Source organism: Mesorhizobium qingshengii, assembly GCF_900103325.1.
In the GTDB taxonomy this organism is placed as follows: domain Bacteria; phylum Pseudomonadota; class Alphaproteobacteria; order Rhizobiales; family Rhizobiaceae; genus Mesorhizobium; species Mesorhizobium qingshengii.
Genome location: NZ_FMXM01000009.1, coordinates 92,212 through 113,395, shown reverse-complemented (window position 1 = coordinate 113,395; position 21,184 = coordinate 92,212). Strand labels below are relative to the sequence as shown.

Sequence of the window (21,184 nt, the reverse complement as noted above, 5' to 3'; positions counted from 1 at the left end):
CCCTTTAATCCGGCAAGGGAGACCCGGCGATGATCAAGGCCTTCGTCGTCGACAATGATCGTCTGCGCGTCGTCGAGGATCTCCTGGCAAACGGCGAAACCGTCGTCTGGGCGGATCTCCTCAACCCGACCAAGGAAGAGGAAGCGACGATCGAGAGCTGGCTCGGCGTGGCCATTCCAACACGTGAGGAGATGGAGGAGATCGAGATTTCGAGCCGCCTCTATGTCGAGGATGGCGCCTACTTCATGACCGCCACCCTGCCTGCCCAGACCGAGGTCGACGATCCGCTGATGTCGCCGGTCACCTTCGTGCTCGCCGGCACGAGGCTGATCACCGTGCGCTACCACGAACCGAAGGCGTTCAAGACCTTTCCGCAGCGCGCCGAGAAAGTGGCGACCGGCTGCACCAGCGGCGACACCATCCTGATCGGCCTGCTGGAGGCGATCGTCGACCGCCTCGCCGATATCCTGGAGCGCGCCGGCCGCGACATCGAGGCGATCTCGCGTGACATCTTCCAGGCAACCTCGACCAAGGTGTCCAAGCGCAACCGCGATTTCCAGGAACTCTTGAAGGCCATCGGCCGCAAGGAGGATATCGCCTCCTCGATCCGCGACAGCCTGATTTCGCTGCAGCGCCTCGCCGGTTTCTTCGCCCATGCCTCGACCCGGACCAAGATGAGCAAGGACACCAAGGCGCGCATCAAGACGCTGTCGCGCGATGTGCTGTCGCTCGCCGACCATGCCACCTTCCTGTCGCAGAAGATTTCCTTCCTGCTCGACGCCACGCTTGGCATGATCTCGATCGAGCAGAATGCCATCATCAAGATCTTCTCGGTCGCCGCCGTCATCTTCCTGCCGCCGACGCTGGTCGCCTCGATCTATGGCATGAATTTCGATGTCATCCCCGAGCTGAAATGGGAGCTGGGCTACCCCTTCGCCATTGCCATGATGGTGCTGTCGGCGATCCTGCCTTTCTGGTATTTCCGCCGCCGCGGCTGGCTCTGACCGCGCTGTTGGCGGTTGGGTGCCGACAGGCTGGCGCAGTAGAAATCGCTTGACCAAATGCCCTCCGGCCTGCATCCGGAAACCCCGATCCTGGGGATCGCGGGTTCCTGAGCCGGATTTCAGACCATGACTGCAAAAACCTGGGCCTACGAGGATTTCGTCGAGGGCACGTCACTCGACCTCGGCACCAAGCTGGTGAGCGCCGCCGAAATCATCGAATTCGCGCAGGAGTTCGACGCCCAGCCAATGCATCTCGACGAGGAAGCCGGCAAGGCCAGCATCCTCGGCGGACTGGCGGCCTCCGGCTGGCATACCTGCGCCATGTTCATGCGCATGCTGTGCGATGCGTTCCTGCTGGACTCGACCTCGCAAGGCGCGCCCGGCGTCGACTACGTCAAGTGGAAGAAGCCGGTGCTGGCCGGCGACACACTCTCCGGCAACACCACAGTGCTTGCCAGGCGCGTGTCCAGGTCCAAGCCGCAGATCGGACTGGTCACCATGCGCAGCGAACTGTTCAACCAGCGCGGCGAAAGCGTCTTCGAATTCGAGAACACCTGCATGTTCCTGACCCGTGAGGCCATCGCGTGACCCTCGACGAGTTCTTCTGCATCGGCACCACGGTCACGCTCGGCTCGCACAAATTCGAGCCCGAGGCGATCAAGGCATTCGCCAGGAAATACGACCCGCAGGTCTTCCACGTCGATGAGGAGGCCGCAAGGAACAGTGTCCTTGGCAGCCTGTGCGCCTCCGGCTGGCACACCGCAGCAACCTGGATGAGGTACAATCTCGAAAAACGCATGGACGCCGAGGGCGCTGAGTGGAAGGGTCCTGGCCCGATGCCCGAATTCGGCCCCTCTCCCGGTTTCAAGAACCTCAAATGGCCGAAGCCCGTCTATGCCGGTGAAACCGTCACGTTTACCCGGACAGCGCTTTCCCACCGCCCGATCGCCTCACGTCCCGGCTGGCGGCTGCTGGCGCTGCGTTCGGAAGCTTTCGATTCGACCGGCGACAAGGTGCTCGAATTTGAGAGCGCCGTGCTGGTGAAGACGGAGTAGTCTCTTCCTTCGCCCCGTTTACAGGGTGCCCGAAGGGCGGATGAGGGCGGCACCCCCGCTGGTGAATCGTGTTGCTTCCCTGCCCTTCGCTATCGCTCCGGGCGTTCGAGACCTTTGACAGGTCCACTGGACCTTTCAATTTGCCTTCGGCAAACCGGTCTCAAACCCCCTCGAACCCGATCAGCGTCCTCACCGGCACGCCGAGCGCTTCCAGCTTGGCGCGGCCGCCGAGATCCGGCAGGTCGATGACAAAACAGGCGGCAAGGATGTCGGCGCCGATCTGGCGCAGCAGCTTGACCGCGGCCTCCGCCGTGCCGCCGGTGGCGATCAGATCGTCGACCAGGATCACCTTCTCGCCCGGCGAAACGCCGTCCTTGTGCATCTCCATCTCGTCCAGCCCGTACTCCAGACTGTAGGCGACGCGCACCGTTTCGAAAGGCAATTTGCCCTTCTTGCGGATCGGCACGAAACCGGCCGAGAGCTGATGGGCGACGGCGCCGCCAAGAATGAAACCGCGCGCTTCGATACCGGCGATCTTGTCGACTTTCTGGCCGGCATAGGGATGCACCAGCTCGTCGATGGCGCGGCGGAAGGCGCGCGCATTGCCGAGCAGCGTGGTGATGTCGCGAAACAGGATGCCGGGCCTGGGATAGTCGGGAATGGTGCGGATCGCGGCAAGCAGCGTGTCTTCGAGCGAAGGTTTCATGAGAGGCGGCTCCGGGTGATCCAGGTTCGGCTGACAGGGACGAGGTGCCGCGAGGGTCGATCGTAACCCTGCGCGGCCGACAACGGCTAGCGCGATGCGGCCGTCGAGACAAGCGCATCCGGCAAAGGATTGGCCTCGTCGGCGCGGCGATCTTCCGTATCCGCCATGGCGGGGCCCCTTCCCGGCCGGCTACCGGAAACGCAGGTTCTCGCGTGATAATTGCTCGATCGAACTGCAGCCCATCAGCTTCATGCCGCGTTCGATCTCGACCCGCATCTGTTCGAGCGCCCGTTCGACGCCCGGCTGGCCAGCCGCCGCGAGCGGAAACAGATAGTAGCGCCCGACACCGACGGCCTTGGCGCCGAGCGACAGCGCCTTCAGCACATGCGTGCCGCGCTGCACGCCGCCATCCATGATGACGTCGATCCGGTCGCCGACCGCATCGACGATCTCGGCCAGCTGGTCGAAAGCCGCCCGCGAGCCATCCAGCTGCCGGCCGCCATGGTTCGACAGCACGATGCCGCTGCAGCCGATCTCGACAGCGCGCCTGGCGTCCTCCACCGACATGACGCCCTTGAGGCAGAACGGCCCCGACCACAGCCTGACCATCTCGGCGACATCGTCCCATGTCATCGACGGATCGAGCATTTCGGTGAAATAGCGGCTGATCGACATCGTGCCGCCGCCCATGTCGACATGCTCGTCCAGTTGCGGCAGCTTGAACCCCTCATGGGTGAAATAGTTGATCGCCCAGGCCGGCTTGAGCGCGAACTGCAGCATTCCTGCGAGGTTGAGCTTGAAGGGAATGGCAAAGCCGGTGCGTTTGTCCCGTTCGCGGTTTCCTCCGGTGATGCTGTCGACGGTCAGCATCATCACTTCGACGCCGACCTCCTTTGCCCGCTGCATCATTGCCCTGTTGAGGCCGCGGTCCTTGTGAAAATAGAACTGATAGACCTGCGGGCCGCTGCTGATCTTGCGCGCCTCCTCGAGGCTGACGGTGCCAAGCGAGGAGACGCCGAACATCGTCCCGTATTTGGCGGCGGCCCTGGCGACCGCGCGCTCGCCCTGATGATGGAACAGCCGCTGCAAGGCGGTCGGCGAGCAGTAGACCGGCATCGCCAGCTTCTGGCCCATGACCGTCACCGACATGTCGATCTCGCTCACCCCACGCAGCACGTTGGGAACCAGGTCGCAGGTCTCGAAGCTCTCGGTGTTGCGGCGATAGGTGACCTCGTCGTCGGCCGCGCCGTCGATGTAATTGAAGATCGGGCCCGGCAGCCGCCGTTGCGCCATGCGGCGGAAGTCTGAAAAATTGTGACAGTCGCTGAGCCGCATCATCGAATTCCAAACGCCCTGTCGTTGGCGATCCTTCGCCTCTGGTCCTGCGTGGCATATCAATCACATGGCGCCATGCCAACGGACTTGTTCGACCAAGACGGCAATAACCGCCAGGTCGCCGGCAATGCCGCTCCAGCAAGCAAAAAGGGCGCCTTCCGGCGCCCTTGTATAATCGTATTTCCTTCGGCGCGGTTTAGTGCGCCACGCCTTCCCATACCTTGCGCTTGGTGAGATAGACCAGCGCGCCGAACAGCAGCAGGAACACCAGCACGCGGAAGCCGGTCTTCTTGCGGTCTTCCATGTGCGGCTCGGCCGCCCACATCAGGAAAGCCGACACGTCGCGGGAATACTGATCGATCGTCTGCGGCGAACCGTCGTCATAGGTCACCTGGCCGTCGGAGAGCGGCTTGGGCATCTTCAGAGACACGCCGGACATGAAGTACGGGTTGTAGTGCGTGCCTTCCGGGATGACCATTCCGGCTGGCGGTGTCTGGTCGTAGCCGGTCAGCAGCGAATGGATGTAGTCCGGGCCACCTTGGGCATACTGGGTGAAGATGTCGAAGACGAATTGCGGAAAGCCGCGCTCGACCCCGCGCGCCTTGGCCAGCAGCGACATGTCGGGCGGAGCAGCACCACCATTGGAGGCAGCGGCGGCTTCCTCGTTGGCGAATGGCGCCGGGAAATGGTCCGACGGCTTGCCGGGACGGTCGAACATGTCGCCGGCATCGTTGGGACCGTCATGGATCGTGTATTCGGCCGACAGCGTCTTGATCTGGGCGTCGGAATAGCCAAGGTCCGAAAGCGTGCGGAACGCCACCAGATTCATCGAATGGCAGGCCGAGCAGACTTCCTTGTAAACCTTCAGGCCGCGCTGCAGCTGCGCCTTGTCATAGGTGCCGAACGGGCCGGTGAAGCTCCAGCTCATCTCCTTCGGCTCGTTGATCGGGAAATGCGTCGGCGCGGCCGCGTTGTGTGCCTCTTCGGCCGCGATCGCTCCGGTGCCAGCGGCCACAAGGCCGATCAGCGCCAGCGAGGTGAGAATCTTTTTCATGCCAAATCCCCTTAGATTCTCTACCGCTCAGCCCTTGGTCTCTGGCGCGGCCGTGGCGCCCGCCGGATGTCCGCTGCCGCCCTTGTTCTTCTCGAGCACCGCCTCTGTGATCGAGTTCGGCAGCCTTCGCGGCGTCTCGATCAGGCCGAGCACCGGCAGCACGATCAGGAAGAAGGCGAAGTAGAACAGCGTTGCCATCTGCGCCATGAACACATAGCTGCCCTCCGCCGGCTGCGATCCGAGCCAGCCAAGCAGGATGGCATCGACCACGAACAGCCAGAAGAACAGCTTGTACCAGGGACGGTAGACCGCCGAGCGCACCTTCGAGGTGTCGAGCCACGGCACCAGGAACAGCATGGCGATGGCGCCGAACATGCACAGCACGCCGCCGAGCTTGGAATTGATCGGCCCGACGTTGAAGGTGATGGCGCGCAGGATCGCGTAGAACGGCAGGAAGTACCATTCCGGCACGATGTGGGCCGGGGTCTTCAGCGGGTTGGCGACCGTGTAGTTGTCCGGGTGGCCGAGATAGTTCGGCAGGTAGAAGACGAAATAGGCGAAGACGAACAGGAACACGATCATGCCGAACGCGTCCTTGATGGTCGCGTAGGGAGTGAAGGCGACGGTGTCGGTCTTCGACTTGACCTCGATGCCGGTCGGGTTCGACTGGCCCACGACATGCAGCGCCCAGACGTGCAGCACGACGACGCCGGCGATCATGAACGGCAGCAGATAGTGCAGCGAGAAGAAACGGTTGAGCGTAGGATTGTCGACGGCGAAGCCGCCGAGCAGCAGCTGCTGGATCCAGTCGCCAACCAGCGGAATGGCGCTGAAGAAGCCGGTGATGACGGTGGCGCCCCAGAAGCTCATCTGGCCCCATGGCAGCACGTAGCCCATGAAGCCGGTCGCCATCATCAGCAGATAGATGATGCAGCCGAGGATCCAGAGCAGCTCGCGCGGCGCCTTGTAGGAGCCGTAGTAGAGGCCACGGAAGATGTGGATGTAGACAGCGACGAAGAAGAACGAGGCGCCGTTCGAATGCAGGTAGCGCAGCAGCCAGCCCGAATTCACGTCGCGCATGATCTTCTCGACCGAGCCGAAGGCGAGATTGGTGTCGGCCGTGTAGTGCATGGCCAGCACGATGCCGGTCAGGATCTGCGCCACCAGCATGATCGAGAGGATACCGCCGAAGGTCCACGCATAGTTGAGGTTGCGCGGCACCGGATAGGCGACGAAGCTGTCATAGACCAGCCGCGGCAGCGGCATGCGGGCGTCGAACCAGCGTCCGAGACCGGTCTTGGGCGTATAGGTCGAGTGTCCCTCGCTCATCGAAATATCCCCTGCCTCAACCGATAAGGATCTTGGTATCGGAAATGAACTTGAATACCGGCACTGCCATGTTCTCGGGCGCCGGACCTTTGCGGATGCGGCCGGCCGTATCGTATTGCGAGCCGTGGCACGGGCAGAACCAGCCGCCGAAATCGCCTTCCTGGCCGAGTGGGATGCAGCCCAGATGCGTGCAGACCTGGACCATCACCATCCAGGCTTCCTTGCCGGGCGTGGTGCGGTTGGCGTCGGTCGCGGGGGCATCGGCCGGCAGATTGGCGTTGCGCGCGATCGGATCCTTGAGATCGGCGAGCTTGACCGCCTCGCCGTCCTTCATTTCCTGTTCGGTGCGGTTGCGCACCACGACCGGCTTGCCGCGCCACTTGACGATCAGCGACATGCCCGGCGTCAGCGATGAGACGTCGACTTCGACCGAGGCGAGCGCCAGCGTCGAGGCATCGGGGCGCATCTGGTCGATGAACGGCCACGCGAAGGCACCCGCGCCGACCACCGCGGCCATGCCGGTGGCGACGTAGAGAAAGTCTCGACGGTTGGGATCGTGGATGTCGGTTGCGCTCACGGGTGCCTGATCCTTTCGCCTCTTCCGCGCCGGTGGCCGAGCCTTGTTCCCCGCTCATTCACGCCAACCCGACAGCGCATGGCGAACAGGCTAGCGAATTCCTCCGGCATTTGGACTTCGGTTTATGCGTGAAGCCCGTTTTTGTCCAGACGGGTGAAGGCACATGGGCAGATTGTCGCGGGGACAAAATCCGCCACCGGGCAAAGCGACGTCGAATAGCCGTCGAACATCGCTAAACAACCGGGAAATATCAGCAAAATCCGGTGTTCTTGTTTGCCTCGACTCACAACACCGGTGTGATCTATCCTTGGCCGCATGGCGCATGTCATCGATCGCGAGGAATGGGCTGTTCGCTCCGACCACTGGAAGGGCGAACTGCAATGCGGCGCCTACGGCTCCAACTCCTGCCTGATCTTCAACTATCTGCCCGACACGGGCGGCGGCCCGCGGCTGCACACGCATCCCTACGCAGAGATCTTCATCATCCGCCAGGGAACCGGCCTGTTCACGGTCGGCGACCAGGAGATCGAGGCCACCGCCGGCCAGATCCTGATCGTTCCACCCAACACGCCACACAAATTCACCAATCTCGGCCCGGGTCCGCTGGAAACGACCGACATCCACGAGAACGGTACGTTCATTACCGAGTGGCTGGAGTGACCAGGATCCCGAAAAGTGGAAACCCGGTTTTCGGCAAGGATCATGGTCAAACAAAACAGACCTATTTCGCGCCGAGCCTGACCAGAACCGCCTTCGGGATGTTGTATTCGCGGATGACGGCGTCGTGCTTTCGCAATCCGCACAGCTCGCGCTGGATGAAATAGCCGTGAACCGCCTCGGCGGCCTCCTTGAGAAGCCGGGCGCGCAGGTGCTCGTCGGCATTGTCGCGCAGCCGGACCAGCGTTTCCTCGACCCGCTGACCGGCACGGCCCAGTGCCGCCGCCTTCTCGGCCAGGATCTCATGGCCAAGGGCGTCGAAGGCGGCTTCGGCGGCCGAGGTGCCGGCAAGATGAGATGACGGACGCAAGGACATTTCAGCCCCCTTTTTCGAACGACATGCGGTGCGTGACGAATTCTTCACCCAACACCGGCTGAAAGCCAAGCCGTTCATAGAAGCCGAAGGCTTCTTGCGGTGCTCTGGTGTTGAGCACGGCGAAATCGTGACGTGCCCTGTAGATGACGGTCTCGACCAGCATTCGGCCAAGGCCGCTGCGGCGGTGACGCGCGCTGACGAACAGGTGCCGGACCCGGCCATGCTCCCTACCCTCGAAATAGGGATCGATGTTCAGCCCGCACACGCCGGCGAGTTCCCGGCCATGCCAGGCCCCGAACAGCGCCTCGCCCCGCTTCCGGAACTTGTTGCGGCCGCTTGCCCAGCCATCCGCCAGGCGCACCAGCATCCAATAACCTTCCGACCGGCTCTCTTCCCTCAGCGCGTCGAAGCCCGGCATGGTTGGCCGGAGCCGCTTGAGCACATAGCCGATCGCCGCGCCGACCTCTGGCGATGCACCCATGCCCTACTCCGCCGGCCGCGTTTCTTCGAGCACGCTGTCCTCGTGATAGAGGAAGCCGCCGGACTGCCGCTTCCACAGCCTTGCATAAAGCCCGTCGAGCGCCACCAGCTCGTCATGCGTGCCTTGTTCGACGATGCGGCCGCCGTCAAGCACCACGAGGCGGTCGAGTGCGGCGATCGTCGACAGCCTATGGGCGATGGCGATGACCGTCTTGTGCTCCATCAGCCTGGCGAGATTCTCCTGGATCGCCGCCTCGATGTCGGAATCGAGCGCCGAGGTCGCCTCGTCGAGAATCAGAATCGGCGCATCCTTGAGGAAGACGCGGGCGATCGCCACGCGCTGGCGCTGGCCGCCCGACAACTTGACGCCGCGTTCGCCGACAAAGGCTTCGTAGCCGGCACGGTCCCTGTTGTCGCGCAAGGTCAGGATGAAGTCGTGCGCCTCGGCCTTCTTCGCCGCGGCAATCACCTCGGCGTCGGTCGCATCGGGCATGCCGAGCTTGATGTTGTCGCGCAGCGAGCGGTGGAACAGTGCGGTGTCCTGGCTGACGACGCCGATATTGGCACGCAGCGAATTCTGCGTGACTTTGGAGACGTCCTGGCCATCGATGGTGATGGATCCGCCTTCCAGATCGTAAAGCCGCAGGATCAGGTTGGCGAGCGTCGTCTTGCCGGCGCCGGACGGCCCGACCAGTCCGACCTTTTCGCCCGGCCGCACCACGAGGTCGATGCCGTTGAGCACGCCGAACCCCTTGCCGTAGTGGAACTCGACCTTCTTCACGTCGATGCGTCCGCCGGCCACGACAAGCTCCTTCGCGTCGGGCGCATCGGTGAGGCCGAGCGGCTGCGAGATCAGCGCCTTGGAATTTTCCAGCACGCCGAGGTTCCGCAGGATGCTGTTGAGCTGCATCATCAGCCGGCCGAGCAGCATGTTGAGCCGCAGCACCAGCGACAGCGTGAAGGCGACCGCGCCGACGGTGATCGAGCCCTCGACCCAGAGATAGACGGCAAAGCAGCCGATCGCCGTGATCATGATGCCCGACAGCGTCGTCAGCGCCATGCGAACGCCGGTCAGCCGGCGGGTGAACGGGCGCAACGCATCGAGATAGATGTCGAAGCCGTTCCTGATGTAGCGGTCGTCGCCGTCGGCCGCGAACAGCTTCAGCGTCTGCACGTTGGAATAGGAATCGACGATGCGGCCGTTGATCATCGAGCCCGCCTCGGCGGTGGCCTCGGCGTGCTTGCGGATTGCCGGCAGATAGCGCTTGGCCAGCCCGCCGAACGCGACGATCCAGATCACCACCAGCACCGCAAGCCTGAGATCGAGCCCCGCGACCAGCGCCAGCGTCGTCACCGTATAGACGACCATGAACCAGACGACCTCGATGAAGCTTTCCATCAGGTCGCCGGTGGCTTGCCCGGCCTGCCAGACCTTGGTGGCGATACGGCCGGCGAAATCGTTCTGGAAAAAGGCGTAGGACTGGCGCGACACATGGCGGTGAGCCTGCCAGCGCACCAGATTGTAGAAACCGGGCGTGATCGTCTGTTCGTCGACCAGCGCCGACAGCCCGACGACGATGGTGCGGATGACCAGCACCACCGCGATCATGAACACCAGTTCAGGACCGGCGGCATTCCACAGCGCATGCCAGCTGCGTTCGCCGGGCAGCTGGTCGAGAATATCGACCAGCCGCCCGACGAAGTAGAACAGGCCGGCTTCGACCAGCGGCGCGATGCCGCCGATGACCAGCATGGCAAAGAAGGCGAACTTCGCCTGGCCGACATAGTGCCAGAGAAAGCCGCCAACGCTCGATGGTGGCCGAAGGTTCGCCGGCTCCCTGAACGGATAGACCCAGTTCTCGAACCAGCGATAGACGGCAGTCATCATTCGGCAGCTTGGCCCTTTGCAAGTGCGTCATTGGCGGCGTCGGCCGGGCCGTCCTCGAGCAGGAACCCGCCCGACTGGCGCTGCCAGAGCTGCGCGTAGAGCCCGCCCTTGGCGACGAGTTCCTCGTGCGAACCTTCCTCGATGACACGGCCCTTGTCCATCACCACCAGCCTGTCCATCGCCGCGATGGTCGACAGCCGGTGCGCGATGGCGATGACGGTCTTGCCTTGCATGAGCTTGTAGAGATTCTCCTGGATCGCCGCTTCGGCTTCGGAATCCAGCGCCGACGTCGCCTCGTCAAGGATAAGTATAGGTGCGTCCTTCAACATAACGCGAGCAATGGCGATGCGCTGCCGCTGGCCGCCGGACAATTTGACGCCGCGATCGCCGACATGGGCATCGAACCCCTTGCGGTCATTGGCATCCGAAAGCCCGGCAATGAAATCCAGCGCCTCGGCGCGCCGCGCTGCCTCGACAAGCAACTCTTCGCTGGCGTCGGGCCGGCCATAGAGGATGTTCTCGCGCACCGAGCGATGCAGCAGCGAGGTGTCCTGCGTGACCATGCCGATCTGCGCACGCAGCGAATCCTGCTTGACCGCCGCGATCTCCTGGCCGTCGATCAGGATCTTTCCGCTTTCAAGATCGTAGAAACGCAAGAGCAGGTTGACCAGCGTCGACTTGCCGGCGCCCGAGCGGCCGACAATGCCGACCTTCTCGCCCGGCTTCACCGCCAGCGACAGGTTTTCGATCACGCCTTTCTGCTTGCCGTAGTGGAAGCGGATATCCTCGAACCGGATCTCACCCCTGGAAACGGTGATGTCCTTTGCATCAGGCCTGTCCTCGACCAGCCGCGGCAACGAGATCGAGGCGATGCCGTCCTGGACCGTGCCGATGTTCTCGAACAGGCCCGACATTTCCCACATGATCCACTGCGACATGCCCCACATCCTGAGCACCAGGCCGATGACCACGGCGACCGCGCCGATCGTCACGGCTTGCCCAAGCCAAAGCCATAGCGAGATGACGGTGACCGAGAACAAGAGCAGCGCGTTCAGAATGTAGAGCGAGCCGAAAAGCACGGTCACCAGCCGCATCGACCGGTAGACCGTGTCCAGGAAGCCGGCCATGCCCTCCTTGGCGAAGGATGCTTCACGGCGTGCATGGCTGAACAGCTTGACCGTCTGGATGTTGCTGTAGCTGTCGACGACGCGGCCGGTCATGGTCGAACGTGCATTGGCCTGCTCCTCGCCGACCTTGCCCAGCCTGGGGATGAAGTAGCGCAGCAACAGGATGTAGCCGACCAGCCAGACGCCGAGCGGAGCGGCCAGACGCCAGTCGGCCGACCCGACGATGAACAGCATGCCCAGGAAATAGACGATGACGTAGTTCAAGACGTCGATCACCTTGATGACGCATTCGCGTACGGCGAGTGCCGTCTGCATCAGCTTGGTGGCGATGCGGCCGGCAAACTCGTCCTGGTAGAAGCTCATCGACTGCTTGAGCAGGTAGCGGTGCACCTGCCAGCGGATGCGCATGGGATAGTTACCCATCAGCGTCTGCTGGTTGAGCAGCGAATGCAGCCATACCGTGCCGGGCAGCGCGAACAGCACGATGAAGGCCATTCCGGCCAGCTTCCAACCCTCCGTCTGCAGGAAGGTTTCGCGGTTCTGGGCCGACAGCCAGTCGACGATGCGGCCGAGAAAGCCGAACATCCACACTTCCGCGATGGCGATAGCCGTCACCAGCACCGCATCGACAAGGATATAGGGCCAGGCGCCGCGCGTGTAGTGCAGGCAGAAGGCAACCAGCGTCCTGGGCGGCTCGACCGGTTCCGCTGCCGGGAACGGATCGAGCTTTTTTTCAAACCAGCTAAACAACAACATAGGTCATGCTCATGAAATCTGTTTTCCGCCTACGCGGCGCGCGAACGTACGAAGTCCTCGGACTGCATGGCGTCGAGGGCCGACGGTCCGGAATCCTCCGGACCGTCGGCCCTGCTTCGCGCAATATAGGGGTTCGCCGGCTTTTCGCCGACAGCCGCGCTTGACGATCCTGACGGCGAATTGTCCACGACCCGGATTTTCGGGCCGGGCCGCACCAGCCGGATGATCCGGCGCACCAGCGACGGCCGGCTCGGGTCGGGAACCGCACGCGAGAAATCGACATCCGGCAGCATGCCGCGATGCGGGCGGCGGCGGACCTCGGCGTGAACGGCCGACGAATAGGTGTCGCCGATCAGCAGCGCCCAGGTCGGCAGCCGGTGGATATGCAGGCTCCTCGAGCCAGGTATTCTGTAGGGATCGAACATCGATCCGTCCTCCGTATGAAAATAGAGATAAAAAGGCGAAGCAACATCGTCCGCCGGCATTCGGCCGGAGGCGCGCATTGCGTCGGTCTGGACACGACGGCAAGCATCGGTCTGGACATGTTCAGGCGGGGCGTTCAGCCCCTTTGACAGTTTGAAAAACATCGCAGGATTCCTTCGGGTGCCGAAAAAGCGTTTCGGCGGGAATCGGTGCGATCAAGTCTTAGAGAGTCAGGAGAATCGTCGTACCGAAACCGCCAGCAGGCAGGTAAGCCCACGAGAGGGGCGCTGGATGTGCATGGTCATCATGAATTACCCCTCCATCGGTTCGGGTTGACAATGGACCTGACATACCCGACTTCGCAGAAAATGGCCACCCGCAGGTCCAGGAATTTCCAAAACCGCGAAGCCGCTGTGGCCGATCTGCCACTTATTAGAAGGACGCGGAAATGAACGATCGTCTCCGCATCGCGCTCTATCAACCTGATATCGCCGGCAACACCGGTACAATCCTGCGCTTCGCCGCTTGCCTCGGGCTCGGCGTCGATATCATCGAACCGGCCGGATTTCCGCTCTCCGACCGGGCGCTCAAGCGAGCCGGCATGGATTACCTCGAAATGGCTGACCTGACCCGGCATGTCGACTGGCACGCCTTCGAGGACTGGCGCAAGGCGGACTCGCGCCGACTGGTGCTGTTGTCGACCAAAGCCTCGACCGCTTATACGAGCTTCGCCTTCGCCAAGGGAGACATTCTCCTGTTCGGCCGCGAATCCGCAGGCGTGCCGGATCCTGTCCATCAGGCGGCGGATGCGCGGCTGACCATCCCCATGCAGGGCGCGGCGCGCAGCATCAACGTCGCGTTGTCCGTCGCCATGGTGGCGGGCGAAGCCATCCGGCAGCTCGGATAGGAGTTCGCCACCCGTCATCTTCACCCAGGCGCACATCGCCTTCTCCTACATTTGCGCATCCAGGCTTTCTTCGCTACAAGCTCAACTTAACTTGAGGTCAAGCGGAAAAAATCAGAGCGGAAAAATCAGGGATGGCACCGGTAACGGAATTGACGGTCGGCCAGGTGGCCGCGCGCAGCGGAGTGGCGGTGTCGGCGCTGCATTTCTACGAGGCCCGCGGCCTGATCCGCAGCCACCGCACATCGGGCAACCAGCGTCGCTACGGCCGCGACGTGCTGCGGCGGGTGGCGGTCATCAAGGTCGCGCAGGAGGTCGGCATCTCGCTGGCCGAGATCGGCACAGCCTTGGCATCCCTGCCAGAGGGCCGCACGCCGACGCGCGACGACTGGAGCCTGCTGTCGACCGCCTGGCGCGACGGGCTCGACCACAAGATCGCCCAATTGAAGAAACTGCGCGACGGGCTGACCGACTGCATCGGCTGCGGCTGCATGTCGATCGACAAATGCCCGCTGAGGAACAAGGGCGACCGACTGGCAAGGGAAGGCACCGGCGCAAGGCGACTGGTGGCGGACTGAGCCCCCTTGCCGGGAGCATGCCGCGCTTCAGTCAGCCGCCGGCAATCGCCTGATGGTGAATTCGATGAGGTCCCCCGGGCGCTCGAACCAGCTTTCGATCTCGGTCCAGTAGGCTTGCTTGGGAAAGCGATCGAACCATTCCTTGGCCTTGAGCCGCGCATCGGAGCGCGGCAGCAGGAAGGTCTCGCGCAGGAACCCGTCGCGCGGCATGCGCGCACGCTCGGCCCGGCTTTGGTCGAGCCTTTTCTTCAGGCCATCCAGCGGCGGTCTTGCCGGGGTGCGCACGAAACAACTCCTTGCACCGTAGCGCATGACCCCGAAATCGGAATCGAGTTTCGGAAAGGATCATGCGCGAAACCAAAGTGACTTGACCCTGTCCCTTAAGAGATTAGGGATCGCGCCGGCAAAAGACGAGTCATTTGTAGGACTCGCCGCCCGCAACCGGAGACGGCACTTGGAACGACCCGAAATACCGGCAGGCCTGCCCGCCGACATCGAACAGAAGAAGATGAAGGCGCGGTTGTGGTTCGAGGCGCTGCGCGAACGCATCTGCGCTGGGTTCGAACAGATCGAGCAGGATCTTGGGGGCCCGCTGGCCTCATGGTCACCCGGCCGTTTCGAAAAGGCGCCCTGGGAACGCGACGAGGGTCGCGGCGGCGGCGGCACCATGTCGATGATGCATGGCCGCGTCTTCGAGAAGGTCGGCGTCCACACCTCGACCGTCCATGGCGAGTTCTCACCCGAATTCAGGAAGCAGATGCCAGGCGCCGAGGAAGACCCGCGCTTCTGGGCATCTGGCATTTCGCTGATCGCGCATCCGTGGAACCCCAACGTTCCGGCCGTGCACATGAACACGCGCATGGTGGTCACATCCAGACAATGGTTCGGTGGTGGCGCCGATTTAACGCCGGTGCTCGATCGCCGCCGCAGCCAGGACGATCCCGATACGATCGCCTTCCACCGCGCCATGCAATTTGCTTGCGAGAAGAACGCCGACGTGGCCGACTACCCGAAATTCAAGGCCTGGTGCGACGAGTACTTCTATCTGTCGCACCGCAACGAGCCGCGCGGCACCGGCGGCATCTTCTTCGACTGGCTGCATTCGGGTGATGACAAAGGCGGCTGGAACGCCGACTTCAACTTCGTCCAGGATGTCGGGCGCTCGTTTCTCGTTGTCTATGCTCATCTCGTGCGCGCCAATTTCAACGAGAACTGGACCGACGGCGACCGCGACGAACAGCTCATCCGCCGCGGCCGCTACGTCGAATTCAATCTGCTTCACGATCGCGGCACCATTTTCGGCCTGAAGACTGGCGGCAATGTCGCCTCCATCCTCTCCAGCCTGCCGCCAGAGGTTCGATGGCCGTAACAAAATGGTGAGTAGGATGTGAGGTCGCATTGATGTCCCATTCGCTCGAAATGGGCATGGAATGTGGCACACGGTGCCTCGAAAGATTTCTTTTTCGTCTAATAGGCGCTTGAAAAGACTGGCCTATTTGTCGGGTCGGGTCGGGAAGCGCCGGCGGTTCGCCTGAGCGCAATTCCGGGAAAGTGCGAAACGGTTTCCCGTTCGGAATTGCGTCAAGACAAGGCGAGCCGCGACCCGACGCGACCGGACGGCCCAGACGATGCGGGACATCCTCGTCAAAAGGATGCCCGCTCCTTTCCAGGAGTACTTCGCAATGCGCAAGATCATTGTTTCGGCTGCAGCGGCTGCCCTTCTCGCTTCCGGTTCGGTGGCGTTCGCCGCCGTCAAGCACACCACCGGAACGATCAAGACCTTCGACGCGACGGCCATGAGCCTTGTGCTCGACAACGGATCTACCTTTACGCTTCCCGAGACCTTCAAGGATCCTGGCCTGAAGGTCGGTGAGAAGGTCAGAGTCTCATGGGACATGAGCGGCAAGAACAAGGTTGCCGAGGCAGTCAAGATCGTGAAGTGATGGCCGGTCCGCCCGAGCAGGACGAGACGATGTCTGGCCCTGTTTTGGGGTAGCGTAAGAAGGCGGAGCAGCGCTGCTCCGCCTTTTTGCCGTTGACCGCAACTAACACCACCCCATCTGTGTTATGCTGCCCACCCGCTCGTGGTCCGAAGATCCAATCCTGGAATTGGACATGAGCCAAAAAAGTGCCGGAGCCTCGAACAGGCTCCACGGAGGAAAAGGAGAATCCCATGAAGGAATTTCACTGCGGGTCGCTCGTTCCCGGCTGTGACTGGCACACACGTGCCGACGAAGAGGCCGAGGTCATGCGCCGTGCTGTCGATCACATGCGCGAGACGCATGGCGAGACGGTCATCCGCGAGACGATGATCGAGGCGATCCGCTCGCGCATCGAGAAGGTCCGCGACGCCGCGTAGGTTTTGCGCCGCCTGGGCTTGTCAGCTACGGCAAACGGGCACCAGCAGACAATGAACGTTGGCTGAGACGCCCGCGATCGGCACTTGATGCCCTCGCGGGCGATTTGATCAAGCGCGCCGCCTGAACGACGCGGCGCGGGCACAGACCCTGCGGGGCCAAAAAATCATATTTGTATCAGCTAAGATAAACCCTGCGGTAACCGAACCCGTGCCACTGTCGGGCGAATAATCCGGCTACAGTGGGCTGCAAGAGAAGTCCGTCGCCACCAGGCACTGGTCCGGAATCGGTGGGGCGAGGTATTTCGCGCATGCGCGGAAGGTCCGGCAATCGAGTGAGTTTCCGCACGACGGCGCTCCTGCTGTACGGGCTCCTTGCGGCGTCTCCGGCGATTGCACAGGAAATGACGACATCGCTGGTCGACATCCATCAGGGCTCGCCGCTCAGCGATCGCGCGCGAGGCCTGGGCGACGGCGGTTATGAACTGCAGAACGGCAGCCGGGTATCGTTCAACCAATGGTACCGCGCCAGCTGGGTCGACATGCACGTCGACCTGCTGACCCAGATCACGGAGGATACCGGCATCCTTTGGGGATTTGGCACCGGAGAAGAAGGCGAGAAGTATCGCATCGAGCCCAGCCTCAAGCTTGGTTTCCTCACGCAGATGCACCCGAGTGCGAACAGCACTTTTTCCTTGTCGCTCACCGCGACCATCGGCGGCAACCTCACTGAAAAGCCCTGCGAAGCGAACTACGGCGATTTGGGCACCTACAGCGTCAATTGCCGGCTCGCGGCCAGCGAAATGGCGCCAGAGGAAACCTTGAAATATCTGGTTAACGCTAAACCGGAGAGCCAGCACCTCTGGCTGAATTACCGTGTTACTTTCTGATCGCCGGGAGGATGCAAATGAGAAAATCATCTCGCTCCGAAATTGGCGATCGCCCGTCTTGGTTCTTGTTTGAACGGAGTAAGAGCATGTCAGGTAGTTGCTTGAAATTTGGTATCGCCACGGCTCTCACCATCCTGTCGGCGTCGATGGCGTCGGCACAGGAGGCGGTCAATGCGGACGAGATGGCCGCGCTGTGCCACGGCGGCGGCCTGTCCACATGCGTGAGCGCAACGATCCCTGCCGCGGGCACACAAGCGGTGCAGGGGTGGATGAGCCCCGACGTAGGCGCCGCTTGGGCTGCGGGATACAAGGGCAAGGGCGTCACGATTACGATCGTCGATGATTTCTCCAGTACGTCGCGCTTCTCCGGCAATTTCGGTGTCGGGGTTCAAACCCAGCGCCACGGTGAATGGACGCGCGAGGAAGCCAGCATGATCGCGCCCTTCGCGACCATCAGGTCGAAGGACTTCTCAACAAGCTCGGCCGTCAGCCTGGCGCCCGGCCTGAACGTGCTCAACCTGAGCTATGGCATGTACGCCAAAGCGGGCTACCGCCTGAACCAGATCGGATGGAGTCCCGAGGAAGCCTCCATCATCTCCTATGCCACCAAAGGAACGGCCGTTGTTTCGAAGGCAGCGGGCAACGATGCGGTTGCCGTGGGCGGTGTCACAGGCGGTCAGCAGGACTATCTCGACCTCGCTCTGGTTGGCAAAGCCTCGGCGATCTTCGTCGGCGCCCTATCCACGAATGGCACGACATCCAACAAGGCCCAGCTTGCCTGGTACTCCAACTATGCCGGCTCGAACACGCTTGTGCAAAGCCACTTCCTTGTGGTCGGTGTTACCGGAGACAAGACAGGCCTTTATGGCACCTCCTTCGCCGCGCCGATCATTTCGGGATACGCTGCGATCATCGGCAGCAAATTCACCAAGGCCACCGCGACGCAGATCACCAACGATCTGCTCAACACGGCTCGTACCGACACGCTGGTCAACTACAGCGCCGCCGTCTATGGCAAGGGCGAGGCAAGCCTTTCGCGCGCCCTGGCTCCCGTAGCGATCAAGTAGACGGGCGAAGCTTCGCCCGGCCAAATCGCCGCCTCGGTTTGCCCTTTCCGTGAAACGGTGAGCTGCTCTACGTTTCAAGCGCCTTCGCGGCACGTTCAAGCAACGCGTCGCGATCGGGGGCAAATCCGGCTTCGATCCATTCCGCCTCGAGGTTCTTGAGGATTTCGCCAAGCTTCGGCCCAGGAACGGCGCCGAGCGCGGTCAAATCGGCACCTTTCAGCGGAAACAGCGGTTTTTCCCATTTGAGCGCAAAGGCCAGCAGGCGCGAAAAGCCGCCGGCTTCGAGCAGAGCGTCATTGTCCTCGACGGCACGCACCCGGGCTGCGGCCAGCGATAGCCGCAGACGATCGACGAAGCCCTGCCGGTCGCCGCGATAGAGCCTTTTCGCCAGCTCGCTCTCGGTCGTCTTCGGCTCGACGATAGTGGCAAGCGCCCATTGGCGCAGGCGTTCGGCCTCCGCCGTCGACAGTCTCAGCCTGTCGGCGAGCGTCTTCATGCGCGCCGCATCCGGGGGCACGATCGCCTCCAGCCTGAGCAGCGGATCCGCCGCCCAGCCCAGATCCTTCTCGGCCTTGGTCACTCCATGGATGGCATCGATGCCCCATTTCTCGCTCTCGGGCAGCGCGCTGGTCAGCACGCCGGCCTGGCGCATCCACAGCAGCGCCCGCGACGGATCGGGCGCCGACAGAAGCTTCTTCAGTTCGGCCCAGATGCGCTCGGCCGAAAGCTGGACCAGCCCATCCTTCAGCCGGGCACAGGCTTTCAGCCCTTCGGCGTCCGGCCGGCCGTCGCCGTACCAGGCGAAGAAGCGGAAGAACCGCAGGATGCGCAGATAATCCTCGCGGATGCGCGCTTCCGGATCGCCGATGAAGCGCAGCCGGCGCGCCTCGATGTCGGCGACGCCACCGATCAGGTCGACAACCGTGCCGTCGGCCTGCGCATAGAGCGCGTTGATGGTGAAATCGCGCCGCTCGGCGTCAAGTTTCCAGTCGCGCCCGAACGACACCTTGGCGCGGCGGCCGTCGGTCTCGATGTCGGCGCGCAAGGTGGTGGTCTCATAAGGCTTGCCGCCGGCGATCACCGTGACCGTGCCGTGCTCGATGCCGGTCGGCACCGCTTTGAAGCCTGCCGCCTCGGCGCGGCGGATGGTTTCCTGCGGCAGGCAAGTGGTGGCGATGTCGATGTCGGCGACCGGCTGGCCCATCAGCGCGTTGCGCACGGCGCCGCCGGCGACACGTGCTTCTTCACCGACCTCCGCCAGAACGGACAGCAGTCGCTGCAGATGCATATTGCCGAGCCAGTCGGCCCTGCCCGCGATAGAGACATTCACGCATAGAGCCTTTCATAGAGCGTGCGGATGATGCCGGCGGTGACGCCCCAGATGCGCCGGTCGCCATAAGGCATATCGTAGAAGAACCATTCGAGATCGTTCCACATGCGGCTGTCGCGCTTGTGATTGGCCGGGTCCATCAGGAAGCGCAGCGGCACTTCGAAGGCGGCGTCGACCTCGTCGGCGTTGAGCGTCAGCTGGAAACTGGGCCGCACGATGCCCAGCACCGGTGCGATTCGATAGCCGCTGCCGGCGACGTAATCGGGCATACGGCCAATGATCTCGATGCGATCCTGGCCAAGGCCGATCTCCTCGAAGGTCTCGCGCAGCGCCGCCGCTTCCGGGCTGGCATCGGCGGCATCGATGGTGCCGCCGGGAAAGGCCACCTGCCCCGAATGGCTGCGCAGCTTTTCGGCCCGTTTGGTCAAAAGAACCGTCGCGTCGCCGTCGTGATCGACCACCGGGATCAGCACCGCGGCATCGCGCAGCGCCTTGGCCTGGCTAAGGCGCGGATGGCCAGGATTGAAGCGATGATCGCCATAGTCGTCGCCGGCATGCGCATCCGGCTGCGCGGCGAAGCGCGCGCGAAAATCGGCTGACGAAAACGGCCTCGGCGTCGTCTGGTCCATCACGCACTCAGCCGCTTCAGCTGGTCCGCCGGCATGATCGGAAACACCGCGCCCTTCGAGCGCACGGCAAACATTGCCTTGCCGCCGATCTCGATTTCCTCGCCATGCCCGACCAGCTCGTACATCACCGGCCGCGCCACCAGCGCCTCCAACCGGCCGCGCACCAGCACATAGGGCTTCAACCCGCCGGTTTCGCTCTCGTCGACGAAGCGCAGCGGCCGCTCCGGCCCGGCTTCCACGACATCGCCGACATTGGTGCGGAAGGTGATGGCTTGTGCGTCACCGCTGCCCGAAACATCCATTTCGACGGCTATGAACGGCGCATCGGCGACGCGGATGCCGACCTTTTCCACAGGCGTGACCAGATAGGTCCTGCCGTCTGCGTCCTTGCGCAGCACGGAGGAGAAAAGCTGCACCAGCGGCATGCGGCCGATCGGCGTGCCCAAATAGAACCAGGTGCCGTCGGCCTTGATCTCCATGTCGAGATCGCCGCAGAAGTCGGGATTCCAGCGTTCCACCGGCGCGGCGCCCTTGCCGGCGCGGGCGGCGCGCGAGATCAGCGCCTCGAGACCGCGCGCCTCGGTGGCGCTCGTAAGGCTTTGTTCGCGATGTTCGGAGTGTTCCGTCATGGTCACGAAATAGTCACTGTTGTTCCGCTTGTCA

At 62.9% G+C, this 21,184-nt stretch carries 25 protein-coding genes; 11 read left to right on the top strand and 14 right to left on the bottom strand.

Annotation, left to right across the window (positions count from 1 at the left end; translation table 11 throughout):
* Positions 1-29 precede the first annotated feature (29 nt).
* The 3 genes from corA to BLS48_RS16180 all read left to right on the top strand — a co-directional run bounded on the left by corA (position 30) and on the right by BLS48_RS16180 (position 2,059).
* Positions 30-1,004 carry a magnesium/cobalt transporter CorA gene (corA, locus tag BLS48_RS16190; RefSeq protein WP_091579113.1) on the top strand — a complete coding sequence of 325 codons (975 nt, stop codon included), beginning with the start codon at positions 30-32 and terminating at the stop codon, positions 1,002-1,004.
* Positions 1,005-1,130: 126 nt separating this feature from the next.
* Positions 1,131-1,592, top strand: coding sequence for a MaoC family dehydratase (locus BLS48_RS16185; protein WP_091579111.1), 462 nt, complete (start codon positions 1,131-1,133; stop codon positions 1,590-1,592).
* A complete protein-coding gene (locus BLS48_RS16180) occupies positions 1,589-2,059 on the top strand; it encodes a MaoC family dehydratase (protein WP_091579110.1) in 471 nt (156 codons plus the stop codon). Before BLS48_RS16185 ends, BLS48_RS16180 begins: the two co-directional genes overlap by 4 nt.
* A 160-nt stretch (positions 2,060-2,219) precedes the next feature.
* On the opposite strand, the gene BLS48_RS16175 is transcribed toward BLS48_RS16180, so the two are convergent.
* The 5 genes from BLS48_RS16175 to petA all read right to left on the bottom strand — a co-directional run bounded on the left by BLS48_RS16175 (position 2,220) and on the right by petA (position 7,060).
* Positions 2,220-2,765, bottom strand: a complete 546-nt coding sequence (locus tag BLS48_RS16175) for an adenine phosphoribosyltransferase (RefSeq protein ID WP_091579108.1) — start codon at positions 2,763-2,765, stop codon at positions 2,220-2,222.
* Between the two features lie 189 nt (positions 2,766-2,954).
* On the bottom strand, positions 2,955-4,100 hold the full coding sequence (locus BLS48_RS16170; protein ID WP_167365106.1) for an alpha-hydroxy acid oxidase: 1,146 nt from the start codon (positions 4,098-4,100) through the stop codon (positions 2,955-2,957).
* A 196-nt stretch (positions 4,101-4,296) separates the two neighbouring features.
* Positions 4,297-5,154 carry a cytochrome c1 gene (locus BLS48_RS16165; protein ID WP_091579105.1) on the bottom strand — a complete coding sequence of 286 codons (858 nt, stop codon included), beginning with the start codon at positions 5,152-5,154 and terminating at the stop codon, positions 4,297-4,299.
* A 27-nt stretch (positions 5,155-5,181) separates the two neighbouring features.
* Positions 5,182-6,483 carry a cytochrome b gene (locus tag BLS48_RS16160; RefSeq protein WP_091579103.1) on the bottom strand — a complete coding sequence of 434 codons (1,302 nt, stop codon included), beginning with the start codon at positions 6,481-6,483 and terminating at the stop codon, positions 5,182-5,184.
* Positions 6,484-6,499: 16 nt separating this feature from the next.
* A complete protein-coding gene (gene petA / locus BLS48_RS16155; protein ID WP_091579102.1) occupies positions 6,500-7,060 on the bottom strand; it encodes a ubiquinol-cytochrome c reductase iron-sulfur subunit in 561 nt (186 codons plus the stop codon).
* Between the two features lie 315 nt (positions 7,061-7,375).
* Between petA and BLS48_RS16150 the strand changes: the two genes are divergently transcribed.
* Positions 7,376-7,720, top strand: coding sequence for a cupin domain-containing protein (locus BLS48_RS16150; RefSeq protein ID WP_091579100.1), 345 nt, complete (start codon positions 7,376-7,378; stop codon positions 7,718-7,720).
* Between the two features lie 61 nt (positions 7,721-7,781).
* Here the strand turns inward: BLS48_RS16150 and BLS48_RS16145 are convergent, their stop codons facing one another.
* From BLS48_RS16145 to BLS48_RS16125, 5 genes are read right to left on the bottom strand one after another with little or no spacing between them, the layout of a single operon-like run.
* Positions 7,782-8,093, bottom strand: a complete 312-nt coding sequence (locus tag BLS48_RS16145) for a DUF6665 family protein (protein WP_091579098.1) — start codon at positions 8,091-8,093, stop codon at positions 7,782-7,784.
* Position 8,094: 1 nt separating this feature from the next.
* A complete protein-coding gene (locus BLS48_RS16140; protein WP_091579096.1) occupies positions 8,095-8,574 on the bottom strand; it encodes a GNAT family N-acetyltransferase in 480 nt (159 codons plus the stop codon).
* A gap of 3 nt (positions 8,575-8,577) precedes the next feature.
* Positions 8,578-10,461: an ABC transporter ATP-binding protein gene (locus tag BLS48_RS16135; RefSeq protein WP_091579095.1), complete on the bottom strand. Its 1,884-nt coding sequence runs from the start codon at positions 10,459-10,461 to the stop codon at positions 8,578-8,580.
* Positions 10,458-12,344 (bottom strand): ABC transporter ATP-binding protein, encoded by a 1,887-nt coding sequence (locus tag BLS48_RS16130; protein WP_091579093.1) that lies wholly within the window; start codon positions 12,342-12,344, stop codon positions 10,458-10,460. The genes BLS48_RS16135 and BLS48_RS16130 overlap by 4 nt, the downstream gene beginning before the upstream one ends.
* A 29-nt stretch (positions 12,345-12,373) precedes the next feature.
* On the bottom strand, positions 12,374-12,931 hold the full coding sequence (locus BLS48_RS16125; protein ID WP_167365105.1) for a hypothetical protein: 558 nt from the start codon (positions 12,929-12,931) through the stop codon (positions 12,374-12,376).
* 284 nt (positions 12,932-13,215) lie between these two features.
* On the opposite strand from BLS48_RS16125, the gene BLS48_RS16120 reads away from it, so the two are divergent.
* Positions 13,216-13,674 (top strand): tRNA (cytidine(34)-2'-O)-methyltransferase, encoded by a 459-nt coding sequence (locus BLS48_RS16120; RefSeq protein ID WP_091579091.1) that lies wholly within the window; start codon positions 13,216-13,218, stop codon positions 13,672-13,674.
* A 131-nt stretch (positions 13,675-13,805) separates the two neighbouring features.
* Positions 13,806-14,249, top strand: coding sequence for a redox-sensitive transcriptional activator SoxR (soxR, locus tag BLS48_RS16115; protein WP_091579090.1), 444 nt, complete (start codon positions 13,806-13,808; stop codon positions 14,247-14,249).
* 27 nt (positions 14,250-14,276) lie between these two features.
* On the opposite strand, the gene BLS48_RS16110 is transcribed toward soxR, so the two are convergent.
* Positions 14,277-14,534, bottom strand: a complete 258-nt coding sequence (locus BLS48_RS16110; RefSeq protein WP_091579453.1) for a hypothetical protein — start codon at positions 14,532-14,534, stop codon at positions 14,277-14,279.
* 169 nt (positions 14,535-14,703) lie between these two features.
* Between BLS48_RS16110 and hemF the strand changes: the two genes are divergently transcribed.
* The 5 genes from hemF (at position 14,704) to BLS48_RS35950 (ending at position 18,562) form a co-directional block, all read left to right on the top strand.
* Entirely contained in the window at positions 14,704-15,618 is a 915-nt protein-coding gene (gene hemF, locus BLS48_RS16105) for an oxygen-dependent coproporphyrinogen oxidase (RefSeq protein WP_091579088.1), read from the top strand.
* A 313-nt stretch (positions 15,619-15,931) separates the two neighbouring features.
* The gene (locus BLS48_RS16100) at positions 15,932-16,192 is read left to right on the top strand and encodes a DUF1344 domain-containing protein (protein WP_091579451.1); all 261 of its coding nucleotides are present in this window, start codon (positions 15,932-15,934) and stop codon (positions 16,190-16,192) included.
* A 230-nt stretch (positions 16,193-16,422) separates the two neighbouring features.
* Positions 16,423-16,608, top strand: a complete 186-nt coding sequence (locus tag BLS48_RS16095; RefSeq protein WP_091579087.1) for a DUF1059 domain-containing protein — start codon at positions 16,423-16,425, stop codon at positions 16,606-16,608.
* A 332-nt stretch (positions 16,609-16,940) separates the two neighbouring features.
* On the top strand, positions 16,941-17,495 hold the full coding sequence (locus BLS48_RS16090; RefSeq protein ID WP_244529624.1) for a hypothetical protein: 555 nt from the start codon (positions 16,941-16,943) through the stop codon (positions 17,493-17,495).
* An 11-nt stretch (positions 17,496-17,506) separates the two neighbouring features.
* Complete coding sequence (locus tag BLS48_RS35950) at positions 17,507-18,562, top strand: S8 family serine peptidase (RefSeq protein WP_244529622.1); 1,056 nt, start codon at positions 17,507-17,509, stop codon at positions 18,560-18,562.
* Between the two features lie 67 nt (positions 18,563-18,629).
* Here the strand turns inward: BLS48_RS35950 and BLS48_RS16080 are convergent, their stop codons facing one another.
* From BLS48_RS16080 to BLS48_RS16070, 3 genes are read right to left on the bottom strand one after another with little or no spacing between them, the layout of a single operon-like run.
* On the bottom strand, positions 18,630-19,892 hold the full coding sequence (locus BLS48_RS16080) for a CCA tRNA nucleotidyltransferase (protein ID WP_091579082.1): 1,263 nt from the start codon (positions 19,890-19,892) through the stop codon (positions 18,630-18,632).
* On the bottom strand, positions 19,889-20,521 hold the full coding sequence (locus BLS48_RS16075; RefSeq protein ID WP_091579448.1) for a CoA pyrophosphatase: 633 nt from the start codon (positions 20,519-20,521) through the stop codon (positions 19,889-19,891). Before BLS48_RS16075 ends, BLS48_RS16080 begins: the two co-directional genes overlap by 4 nt.
* A complete protein-coding gene (locus BLS48_RS16070; protein WP_091579080.1) occupies positions 20,521-21,150 on the bottom strand; it encodes a DUF1285 domain-containing protein in 630 nt (209 codons plus the stop codon). Before BLS48_RS16070 ends, BLS48_RS16075 begins: the two co-directional genes overlap by 1 nt.
* Positions 21,151-21,184 lie beyond the last annotated feature (34 nt).